Annotated in this window: 7 protein-coding genes; 4 read left to right on the top strand and 3 right to left on the bottom strand. The window is 42.8% G+C overall.

The genetic code is table 11. The annotated features are described in order from the left end of the window. Positions 1-56: 56 nt before the first annotated feature. Both PP2015_RS18095 and PP2015_RS18090 read right to left on the bottom strand, forming a co-directional pair. Complete coding sequence (locus tag PP2015_RS18095) at positions 57-1865, bottom strand: alpha-amylase family glycosyl hydrolase (protein WP_058031905.1); 1809 nt, start codon at positions 1863-1865, stop codon at positions 57-59. 74 nt (positions 1866-1939) lie between these two features. Next, positions 1940-3577, bottom strand: coding sequence for an alpha-glucosidase family protein (locus tag PP2015_RS18090; RefSeq protein ID WP_058031904.1), 1638 nt, complete (start codon positions 3575-3577; stop codon positions 1940-1942). A gap of 237 nt (positions 3578-3814) precedes the next feature. Here PP2015_RS18090 and PP2015_RS18085 point away from each other — a divergent pair, with 237 nt between their 5' ends. Together PP2015_RS18085 and PP2015_RS18080 are read left to right on the top strand one after the other, a co-directional pair. Beyond that, positions 3815-6319, top strand: a complete 2505-nt coding sequence (locus PP2015_RS18085; protein WP_227009272.1) for a TIM-barrel domain-containing protein — start codon at positions 3815-3817, stop codon at positions 6317-6319. A gap of 1 nt (position 6320) precedes the next feature. Next, on the top strand, positions 6321-7301 hold the full coding sequence (locus tag PP2015_RS18080) for a glucokinase (RefSeq protein ID WP_058031902.1): 981 nt from the start codon (positions 6321-6323) through the stop codon (positions 7299-7301). Positions 7302-7433: 132 nt separating this feature from the next. Here PP2015_RS18080 and PP2015_RS18075 read toward each other — a convergent pair whose 3' ends face one another. Next, positions 7434-9692 carry a TonB-dependent receptor gene (locus PP2015_RS18075; RefSeq protein WP_058031900.1) on the bottom strand — a complete coding sequence of 753 codons (2259 nt, stop codon included), beginning with the start codon at positions 9690-9692 and terminating at the stop codon, positions 7434-7436. A gap of 261 nt (positions 9693-9953) precedes the next feature. Between PP2015_RS18075 and PP2015_RS18070 the strand changes: the two genes are divergently transcribed. Together PP2015_RS18070 and PP2015_RS18065 are read left to right on the top strand one after the other, a co-directional pair. Continuing rightward, on the top strand, positions 9954-10979 hold the full coding sequence (locus PP2015_RS18070) for a LacI family DNA-binding transcriptional regulator (RefSeq protein WP_157599111.1): 1026 nt from the start codon (positions 9954-9956) through the stop codon (positions 10977-10979). Between the two features lie 173 nt (positions 10980-11152). Further along, entirely contained in the window at positions 11153-12382 is a 1230-nt protein-coding gene (locus PP2015_RS18065; RefSeq protein WP_058031898.1) for an MFS transporter, read from the top strand. Positions 12383-12396: the final 14 nt, after the last annotated feature.

The raw sequence follows: 12396 nt of genomic DNA, 5'->3' as shown, positions 1-12396 counted from the left end.
TCTGCATAAGCAAATGGGGCTTTTTTCGGCGTGATGAATTGGCCTTTGTTATTAGATTAATCTAGCTGATAAACGCTAAATCCAAGGCCCGCTACTTGGCCTTTTTCACCTTCAGCTGATTGATAAATCAGTTTCGCATTTTCACTCATCCCAGTCGGCTTAATGCTCTGAGATTTCGTGCTGGTATTAAAGATAACCGCTAGGTTTTGCTTACCTTGCTCACCCTGATACGCACGTTTGATGGCGAATAAGCCAGGCTCATCTTGTGAGAATAGAATGCTTTGCTCACCTTGACGTAGTGCGATATGCGCTTGATATAGCTCAGCATATTCAGCAAAACGCTGATAGAACAAGTGCGATGTATCAAAGTTGTCGTCAGCTGTGGTTTTATCTGTGGCTAACAGGTCATCATCGTTATAGGTTTTAACAAATGATGGCATCATGTTTTGTCTTGAATCTTGGTCGCCACCGTCACCCACAAAACCTTGTTCATCACCGTAGTAAATTACCGGTACGCCACGGCTAAAATACATAAGAGCATGGGCAAGCAGAGTCCGTTCAACCATTTCGCTTTCACTATAGTTAAAGTCACTGCTCTTTAAGCGATATGCAATACGGCCCATATCATGGTTACCCGTAAAGCTCACAAGGTGATTGGCATTAAAACCATCTTCATGCTTGTATAAATGATCTTTCGCGAAAAGCTTAGTCAGTTCACTTGTACCTTTTTGATTCACCACAACCGCTTCAATACTGCCTTGCAGTGCAAAGTCGAGTACCGATGGCATTTTACCTTCAGTTAAGAAAGTACTAAGTAGTTCTGGCTCAAAGCTATACGCTTCGCCATACATCATAAAGTTGTTGATACCTAATGAGGCAGCATGATCCATCAGTGCCGGCGAGAACTGCTCCCAGAATGACATGTCTACGTGTTTTACTGTATCAATTCTAAAACCGTCAGGCTTGAACTCGGTGATCAGGTTTTTGTAGATGTCGATCATGCCATCAACCACTTTTTGTTGTGTGGTGTCGACATCGTCTAACCCAGCAAAGTCACCTTTGATTGAGCTTTCGCCCGACCAATGTGAGTCACCTTGGTTGTTATATAAATCAATGTCGTTTAGCCAAGCGGGTACTTTAACTACTTCTTCGCCTTTAGGGATCAGTGGCTTATAGCGCTCGCTTTCTGGTGTATTGCTGTCTTTAAACTGACAGCGGTCACCTTCAACCAACCATCCTAGGCCATCTTTACCATGACACTGTTCGTATTTGATCACGTCAGCCGTGTGGTTCGTGATGATGTCAAAGTACACTTTGATATTGCGTTCGTGTGCTTGATCAATGAAGTTTTTAAGCTCAGCGTTTGAACCCCAGTGTGGGTCAATCTCGGTAAAATCTAAGATCCAATAACCGTGGTAACCCGATGTATCGGCTTGCATTGCACGGTTACGTAGCACAGGCGTTAACCAAATCGCGGTGATACCCATGTTATCTAGGTAAGGCAGTTTTTTAGTTAAACCTGCTAAGTCACCACCGTGATACATACCTTTGTGAGTGACGTCTAAACCACCACGAGATAACGCACGTTTAGTATCGTGTTCGGCAGCGCCCATATCGTTACTCGGATCGCCATTATAAAAACGGTCTGGCAACACAAAGTAGAATACTTCATCACGAAAATCTCGTTGCTGATACGGTGTCAGTTTAGCCGCTTTGCGCTCAAACTGTTCAACATTGGTCGCTGCAACTGCGGTATTCGCCTGCGCTGCTGACTCTTTTGCTGTATTCGCTGATTGGCTACACGCTGTAAGACCTGTCGCTAACATCAGCGATAAGGCAATTTTATTCAGTGGTGATTTAAACATAGGATCTCCTTTTTTATACCAATCCTCTAAATTAATTAGTCTATTTTGAGGATTGGTATCATGCTTACTTTCAATTAAGAAAGCTTTGCATAAACGCTCGCAAACGCTGGCATTTCTAAGTTGTTGTCATTAATGGTCGCTGTCACAAGCTTATGATCTGTAATAAGTGATAGCTCACTTACACCTAACTCCTCAAGGCTGATGGTTTGCGTTTCATTACTTAGGTTAAAGCAGACTAAAAGTGTCTGGCCATTGTAGCTACGTTTAAACGCAAGAATTGGCTCCGGCGTATCAATAAACTCAATGTCACCGTAAAGAATTGCTTCAAAGCCTTTACGCCATGCACTGAAATGACGGTAGCTATTTAGTACTGAGTTTTCATCATGCTCTTGGGTATCTACTGCGGTAGTATAATGCGCTTCAGGCACAGGTAACCAAGGTTTAGCAGTACTAAAACCTGCATTGTCTTTTTGGCTTTCCCAAGGATGTGGAGTACGACAACCATCACGGCCTTTGAACTGTGGCCAGAACGTAATGCCATACGGGTCTTGTAAGTCTTCGTAAGCAATTTCAGCTTCAACTAGGCCAAGCTCTTCACCTTGATAGCTACAAACACTTCCGCGCAGTGATGAAATCATCGCATACAACATTTTCGCGAGTGTTGCATTACCTTCAGCGTTTTGTGTTCTGCCCCAACGGCTCGCAACACGAATAACATCATGGTTCGACACAGACCAACATGGCCAACCATCCGATACGCGTGCTTCTAATGACTCTACGACTTGCTTAATGTAGCTTGCTTTAAAGTCATCTGTTAGCAGATCAAAGCTATACCCCATGTGAAGACGCTTATCACCTTGGGTGTACTCCGCCATGGTTTTTAATGAATCTTCAGACGAGATTTCACCAAGTGCGACTGTGCCCGGGTACTTGTCTAATAGTGCGCGAATGTCTTCCATAAAGCCCAAGTTTTCATCTTGGGTATTGTTGTAATAGTGATACTGATACGCATACGGGTTCTTTGAGTCAAAACCGATATTGGTACGCAGCTCTTGCGCTTTAGGCGGGTTGTCACGTAATTGCGCGTCATGAAAGCAAAAGTTAATTGCATCTAAACGGAAGCCATCTACACCACGTTTTAGCCAAAACTCAATATTATCAAGGGTTGCTTGACGTACTTCTGGGTTATGGAAGTTAAGGTCTGGCTGACTGGTTAAGAAGTTGTGCAGGTAGTATTGTTGACGGCGCGGTTCCCACGTCCACGCAACACCACCAAAAATCGACATCCAGTTATTTGGTGGTGTGCCATCTGGCTTAGCATCAGCCCATACGTACCAATCAGCTTTGTCATTAGTTTTATCTTCACGACTTTCTAAGAACCAAGCATGTTGATCAGATGTATGACTCAATACTTGGTCAATCATGATCTTAATGCCACGGTCATGGGCTTTGGCGATCAGCTCATCAAAATCTGATAACTGACCAAATAGCGGATCAATATCGCGATAATCACTGATGTCGTAGCCGAAGTCTTTCATAGGAGATTTAAAGAATGGCGATACCCAAATCGCATCTACACCTAAGCTTTTGATGTAGTCTAATTTTGCGATGATACCCGGAATATCACCGATACCATCTTGGTTGGCATCATAGAAGCTGCGTGGATATACCTGATAAATAACGGCGCCGCGCCACCACATTTGTTCTTTCATTTAAAACCCCAAAGACTCTTCTTCATCGCCCTACACCTCATTTTGTTCTCAGTGTCACAGTTAGTGGCACTGAGTTTTAAAAGACCCGAGGCATAATCGGATAGTCGTTATAATATTGTCATAAAGAATACGCGTTATGATTTTTTCGTAACAGCCTTTGCATACGTATTCAGGATTTGCAGTTTTATGAATGACGCTATGATGCAATCATCAAGAAAAATGACAAAGAGGTTGGGTGTGAGTAAAGTTTTTTTGGGTATTAGCCTAGTTACAGGACTGGTTTTAAATCCACTCATTACAGTGCAAGCTGTTGAAAATAAGAACAATGACAAACCTTATACCATTGCATCAAAAGCGCATAAATATGTGTCTCACAGCTATCAAAATGGTGAGTTGACGGTTACCACAACACTGGGTGATGTTACCTTCTCAGCATTGAATGACAGTGCCATTGAAGCGGTATTCAATGCCAAACAAGCTGCTGTTTCGGCAAGTAACCTGCCTTCTTATACCATCAGTGAAACACACCAAGACCATACCTTACTCTTTAGTCAGAAGGCTTCACAGCAAGGCAATGTGCTTGTTGGCTCAGCAGGCAATATGCGTGTCGAAATTACCACGCAGCCTTATTCAGTCAGTTACTTTAAAGGCAAACAATTACTAGTAAAAGAAGAACAAGGCTTTTACTCAGGCACAGTGATTGAACAGCAAGACAGCCAAACTCAAACACATAACGTACATGGTGTTCGCTTTAACTTAAATGACAGTGAGCAATTACTTGGCACAGGTGAGCGCGTATTAGGTATGGATCGCCGCGGCCATCGTTTACCTCTATACAACCGTGCGCATTACGGCTACGAAACTGAATCAGTACAAATGAATTACAGCTTGCCTGCGGTGATGTCGAATAAACAATATATGTTGCTATTCGATAACAGCGCCAAAGGCTGGGTTGATTTAGCAAAGTCTGAACACAATGTTTTGCAGTTTGAAGCTGTGGCAGGACGTAACGCTTATATTGTTGTTGCAGGTGATTCTTACCCAGAGCTGATCGCCAACTACACCGATATCAGTGGCACACAGCCCATATTACCTCGCTGGGCGTTTGGTAATTTTGCCTCACGCTTTGGTTATCGCACACAACAAGAAGTAATGGACACAGTTGCTAAATTCAAAGCGCTGAATATCCCGCTCGACTCCATCATCATTGACTTATATTGGTTTGGTAAAGACATTCAGGGCCATATGGGCAACCTCGCTTGGGATAAAGACGCGTTTCCTGAACCTGAAAAAATGCTGCGCGAACTACGTGAGCAAGGCATTCAACCTATTTTGATCACTGAGCCATTTATTCTTTCAAGTTCAAAACGCTGGGATGATGCAGTTTCACAAAAAGTGCTGGCAAAAGATGTCGAAGGCAACCCAAAAACGTTTGATTTTTACTTTGGTAATACCGGCATTGTCGACGTCTTCAACGACACAGGTCGAAACTGGTTTAATAATATTTATCAAGAACTTGCTGAACAAGGTGTACAAGGTTGGTGGGGCGATTTAGGTGAACCAGAAGTACACCCGAGTGATGCATTGCACACCCTAGATAATGGCCAGCAAGTGTCTGCCGATGCCATTCATAACGCCTACGGCCATCAATGGGCAAAAATGTTATTTCAACATTTACAAACGACGCAACCTGAACAACGTCCATTTATTTTAATGCGTGCAGGTGCTGCTGGCTCTCAGCGCTACGGCATGGTGCCTTGGACTGGGGATGTGAATAGAACTTGGGGCGGATTAAAACCGCAAGTTGAGTTATCACTGCAAATGGGTATGTTTGGTTTGGGTTATACGCACTCTGACCTAGGTGGTTTTGCCGGTGGTGAGCAGTTTAATAAAGAGTTGTATATCCGTTGGTTACAATACGGTGTGTTCCAACCAATTTATCGCCCGCATGGTCAAGAACATATTCCTTCAGAAGTGGTATTCCACGATAAAGAAACGCAAGATATTTTGCGTCAGTTCATCGAACTTAGATACCAAATGATGCCTTATAACTACACGTTAGCGTATCAGAATAGCCAATCGGGTCTCCCGCTGATGCGACCAACTTTTATGGATGACGCTGCCAATACAGACCTTTCGAACAAAGACAGCTACCTATGGGGCGATGCGTTTTTTGTACACCCTATTACCTCAGCTAATTTAAGTTCTGTCGACGTCACGTTGCCAGAAGGTGTGTGGTTTAACTACTTCACTGGCAAAAAGTTGGAAGGCGGCAAAACACATAAAGTCGAGATAAACCTTGAGCAAATCCCTGTGTTCGTTAAAGCGGGGGCATTTGTGCCTATGGTTGAGAAGTTCCAAACCACGCAAAACTACAGCTCTGAGCACCTAACCTTACATTATTGGGCCGATAACCAAGTACAAAATGCTACAGGCAGTATGTATGAAGACGATGGCCACACCATGAATGCCGACAAACGCGGAGAGTTTGAACTACTTAACTTCGCAGCGAAGCAGAATAATAGCCAACTGGGCATGCTGCTTATGCGCCAGGGCAAAGGCTACAAGGGCATACCTAAAGCACGTGAAATCACCTTAAAAATCCATAACTGGCAACAGCAGCCAAAGCAGGTTAAGGTAGGCGACCAAATCATTCAATCTTATGATTGGAATAATAAAAACAGCACCTTAACGGTGAAATTTAACTGGCAGCATCAGCCATTGACACTACAGGTTCAATAACATGACAACACAACAGTCTGAGTCTTTAACCCGTATTATCGCCGACATTGGCGGCACCAATATTCGTCTTGCGATTGTCGACGAGCAAGCCGACGGCTATTACCGCAATATCAGCACCTATAAATGTGCTGATTACGCCGGTCTTGCCGAAGTATTAAAGCTCTATATCAGCGAGCAGCAATTAGAAAACAGCCGATTAAGTGCTTGTTTAGCCATTGCGTGTCCGGTGGATGATGATCTAATTTCAATGACAAACTTGCCTTGGCAGTTTTCTCAATCGACTTTAAAAGAGACATTAAACCTTGAGTCTTTAACGCTTATTAATGATTACACTGCCATTGCCATGGCTATTCCACTTTTGAGTGATGAACAAAAAGTGAAAATCGGTGATGGTGAAGCCGTTGCTGGTAAACCAATTTCAGTGTGTGGCCCAGGTACAGGGTTAGGTGTTGCGAATCTTATTCCTGTTGGTGACAAATGGCACTGTGTCAGTGGCGAAGGGGGTCATGTTGATTATGCCCCTGTTGGCGAGCTCGAAATTGAGATTTTGCGTTTCTTAAACAAGATTAAGCAGCGTGTATCTTACGAGCAATTATTGTCGGGTTATGGCTTAGAGCAGGTTTATCAGGCTGTTTCTGCCATTAAACAAAACCCAAACACTGAAAAGCTCTCAGCACAGCAAGTATCAGAGCGCGGTTTAAGCAATGACTGTGAATACTGTAACCTAGCACTCAATGTGTTTTGTCGCGTACTCGGTGCATTTGCAGGTAATTTAGCGCTAACATGCAATAGCGTCGGCGGTATCTATATCGCAGGTGGCATAGTGCCGCGCTTTGTTGATTTCTTAAAATCAACTGCGTTTAGAGAGCGCTTTGAAAATAAAGGCCGTTTATCACACATTCCGCGTCAAGCGCCAACTTATGTGATCACAGAAAGCCAGCCGGGCCTATTGGGTGCTGCGGCTTATGCGATGCAAAGCTAATCTAACTTTGAGGTGGCATAACAATTTAGTTATGCCACCTATTCACCTTTAGACTTTCAGCTTCTTTAATACCGAACAAAAAAGGCCATACGTTGAAACGTATGGCCTTTGTGCTAGCTAAAAGTCTTTAATTTAGAAAATCGCGTAAGATACGCTGAATTTTACGCTTCTTGGTAGAATATATCGGCCATTTGGCGATGTTGGGTTACGTGGATCACCCTCGGTAATGCCCATTTTATCCGTCACATTATCAATTGCTAATTGCATTTTCACGCGCTCTGACGGTTCATACAAAATACCAAAATCAACCTTGCTATACCCACCCAATACCACGGTGTTTTCGTTGTTACCCCAACGGTCATCAACTGAAGATAATGTACCGTAAACCGTCAAGTATTGGTCGTCACCTAAGTCAAATTCATAACTTGGTGTTAAGCGAACTTGCCAAGCTGGCTGACGCTGTGCTTCATTACCTGCATTATTCGGGCTTTCGGTAATTTCAGTTTCTTGTAAAGTCGCATTCAAATGAACTTTGAAGCCTTGCTCCGCCTCGTAGTTCATGTCAAGTTCTACACCATATGCTTCGTTTGTCAGAATTTCTGCTGGATCACCAGGTCTTCTTACAAACGTGTCACCTTTCACTTCATTACTAAAGAAAGTCGCAAATGCTTGTAGGCTATCAGTCATGTATTTATAACCAAGCTCGCCTTGAGTGACTTCTTTGATTAAGTCTTCACCCGACGAATACACGCCATAATTGTCTCTGAAGTCATCAAAGTAAGGCATTTTGTAGCCTTGGTTCACACGACCAAATACAGCCATTTCATCATTCAAGCTGTAGTTAATTCCAGCAGTCCATGACGTTTTGCTTTGCTCATAAGACACCGTCTTGTTTATAACCCCATCAAGACCTTCATCTACAGAATATTCCACTTCGTGCGTTTCGCGTCGTATGCCACCATCAAGAGTAATGTCGTCATTCAGCTCATAGCTCAGTGTTGTATACAATGCTGATGTTGTTGCATCTCCAGTCGAGTTGATGTCATAGTTCCAGCCACACCCTTCTACATCATCGTTACACTCAATGCCCGATAGCATTTCACCACCCGCTTCAAGTACATGATACGCATGGTTTCCAAGTGTCCACCAATCTTTTGCTGATGTTGAAGCATTGTATAGGCCCACTGACATGCTTAAGTCACCAAACGATTTTGATACTGCAAGATCATTTGTGAAAGCTTCAATGTCTTTGAGCACAACCCAGCGACCAATTTGCTGAACAGGCGTGTCACTCGCATACTCTTTTCCTGTAACTGCACCCAGCGCAGAAACACCATCATCAGCAACCTCGGCGACCGTTGTTGCAGAGCCATTTGGTACTAATCCATATGTGTTAGCTTTACCTTGCGTTAGGCTAAAGCGGTCGATGATCTCCCAACCATTGCCTAATTCAAACTTAATACTACCGCCTGACACATGACCGTTCCAACCTCGGCCTTCACCAAAATCAAAGGTTTGAGCATGGTCACTTTCACCGTAATACACTTGTGCTTGACGGTTTAGAGTACCGATTTGGGTATACCCCGCATCGACCCCTTCTACGTTAAGTGGGGTAGGCAAATACCAAGTACCTGTGTCGTCGGTTTGGCGGGTGTAGACGTTGACTTCACCGTTATCAAATTCTTTGGTCAGGTTAATCGTAAATTGCTGACCTCTTTCTGAAGTAAAGCCAGCATCACGAATACCTTGTGAACGCTTGATGTAGCCACCAATCATGTAATAAAAGTCGTCAGAGAGCTCACCACTTAACACCAAATCTAAACGCTGTAAGCCGTAGTCAGAAGTTGAATACTTCGCAAGCGCTTCTGTGTCTTCACTGCCACGCTTTAATCTAAAGTTAGTCGTTAAACCCGGCTGGCCATTTGATACAACAGGGTTTGGACCTCCCCTTAGAGCCTCCATCGTTTCGATGGTTTCATCGATACGAAATAGCGAGGAGTTCTCTAAAAATGACAAAGTCGGTGCAGGATAAACTGGCGAACCTTCTAACGATAATGTTAAGAATGGTGCATCACCACCACCTGGAAAACCACGTACAAATACATTCGCACCTGATTCACCACCCGAAGTTTCTACCCACACGCCAGGTACCGCTTTAAACAAGTCTGCCGTACTTTTAGGAGATAACTTTTCAATAAGTGAAATGTCTAAGTTTGTTACGGCGAAGCTGGCATCTTTTTTACTGATCCCATTACCACCTGGTGTACCACTGATGACGATTTGTTCTATCTTTTGCTCGTCTTTCGCAGCATCTTCAGCCATAACTGTTTGGCTGAGTAGCGTTGCTGATATTGCACATGCAATCGCACTATAAGAAAACTTTTTGCTCATTTGCTGTTGTCCCCTAGCGTGTTTTATCTTCGTTGTCATTTAAACAATCGCTACTCTCATTACACGGATTAAGTGTAGCGTTTGTTGCATTAGGGCGTATTAAACCTTTGAGATTATGTTGCTTAAAAGTCAATACTTGTTATTTAACATATGAGCTTTTGCAAACGTTTGCAAACCATTTTTTCAAACGTTTGCAAAAATTACCGAATTTTTGCATTATGTCCTTGTCTTACCGTCTATTTTAAAATTGAGGATGTGGCTTTGACTCAAGAGTCTCGCTTAACGCTAACTGGATTAGCAAAACTCGCTGGCGTTTCTACTTCAACGGCTTCTCGTGCATTAAGAGATAACCCATTGATAAAAAAAGAAACTAGAGAAAGAATTCAAGCATTAGCCAAAGAACACAGCTTCAGTATTAATCATGCGGCAAGCCAATTACGAACGCAAAAAACCAATGTCGTCGCAGTGATTCTGAACCTCACAGATCATACTGAACAAAGCATCAATGACCCTTTTTTACTCAAAATGGTCAGTGCATTGAACCTCGCACTTAACAAAGCGGGTTATGAAATGCTGCTTTCAAACTCAATGATGGCTGATAGTGACTGGGCTAGTTATTTCATCAGCAGCCGACGCGCTGATGGTTTAATCATTGTTGGTCAAGGAAAAAGCGAGGATAACGTCAATGATGTCGTTACAGCAAAAGCGCCTTTAGTAGTCTGGGGCGACCCAAAACTCAATAAAAATTACCCGATTGTTGGCAGTGACAACCAATACGGTGGCTATTTGGCTACCAAGCAACTTATTGAAAGTGGGTGTAAAAAAGTATTATTCCTTGGTGACACCGAGCACACTGAAATGGCGCAGCGCTACCTTGGGTACCAGCAAGCATTAAAAGAAGCTGAACTTCATTTTGACCCTAGCCTGACCATAGATATCGATATCACCAGTAAAGCAGCTTATGAAAAAGTAAATCAAGAAATTTTAAATCGAGGGCTATTTTTTGATGGCATTTTTGCCGTCAGTGATATGGTAGCATTTGGTGCTTTAAAAGCACTTAAAGAGCGATATGTCAGTATTCCCGGCGATGTTAGCGTAGTTGGTTTCGATGATATAAACATGGCTGAACTCTTCCACCCTGCACTCACTACTGTGCGACAAGATACTGATTTGGCAGCTCAATTGATGGTTGAGCAGTTAATTTGTCAATTTGAGCAAAAACCAGCTCAAAGCAAAGTACTTGAAGTTGAACTGATCAAGCGACGTTCCACACCTGAAAGTTATTAAATTTCAGAACCTTGCTATCGTTTAGTGCCTGCATTTCTCTCCAAGAATGACACTATTAATTTTAGAAATCAAAAATGCAAACGTTTGCATTTGTTTTTTTATCGGCATAGACTAGCTAAATCAACCACAATAAATAACTATCACTAACGGGTAGTAACAACTAGGTATTTAGCATGTCCAGACTTGTCACTTTAGTTGCTATTTCAGCATGTTACTTTATCTTCGCTATCTTGCTGAATAGCGTTGGTACGGTCATTTTGCAATCCATAAACAGCTTTGGAATTTCTAAAGTGCAAGCAAGCACATTAGAAGGGTTTAAAGATTTACCCATCGCCATTGTGTCATTTTTAGTAGCCGCATTTATTCCTCGTATCGGCTACAAAATAGCGTTATTAACCGGGCTTTTAGCAGTCACTGCTGCCAGCTTAGCGGCACCCGTTTTTGGTAATTTCATAGTTATAAAGCTACTGTTCGCGTGTATTGGTGCTTCGTTCGCTCTCGTTAAAGTGTCTGTTTACTCAATCATTGGACAAATATCAGATTCAGAAAAATCTCATTCATCAACACTCAATACCGTTGAGGGGATTTTTATGGTGGGTAGTTTAATTGGCTATTGGTTATTTAGTTACTTTATAGACACCAATAACTTGCAGTCTCTTGCATGGCTCAATGTCTACTATGTATTGGCCGCACTCCTCATCTTTACCAGTGTTTTAGTTGCTTTTTCACCGATTAAAGCACCTGTATCTTCAGAAAAGAACGTGAACTTTGCTGATGCGTTTATCTCTATGCTGAAGATGAGTTACCAACCATTAGTCCTGATTTTTATTATTTCAATTTTCTTGTATGTCTTAATTGAGCAAGGGATCAGCACTTGGTTACCTACTTTCAATCGCGAAATTCTCCAGTTGCCCGTCGATATCAGCGTGCAAATGACCAGTATATTCGCAGCTTCTCTCGCCGCAGGCAGGTTACTCGCAGGGCAAATACTAAAGCATGTTAATTGGTATCGCTTCCTACAGGTGTGCATTATCGGCATGGCAGCTTTAATAATTGGCATCTTACCTCTAACACAGAGCATTGAAGCTCGTGACATTTCTAGCTTAAGCGATTTGCCATTAGCGGCTTACTTGCTGCCACTTATAGGGCTTTTAATGGCGCCTATTTATCCGGTATTAAACTCTATTATGTTGAGCTCATTAGAAATCGAAAAACACGCGCCAATGACAGGACTTATCGTGGTATTTTCAGCACTTGGCGGGACGACAGGTTCAATTATTACCGGCACTGTGTTTGAGTTTTTTGATGGTCAAACTGCGTTTTATCTTTCTTTAATACCCATGCTCGGTGTTTTCATCGCTCTGCGAGGTTTTCGCACTGCCACAGCACGTGTTTCACAGTAATTTTTATAGGTCAT

The organism is Pseudoalteromonas phenolica (genome assembly GCF_001444405.1).
Taxonomy (GTDB): domain Bacteria; phylum Pseudomonadota; class Gammaproteobacteria; order Enterobacterales; family Alteromonadaceae; genus Pseudoalteromonas; species Pseudoalteromonas phenolica.
This window is presented reverse-complemented; position numbering and strand designations above follow the sequence as displayed.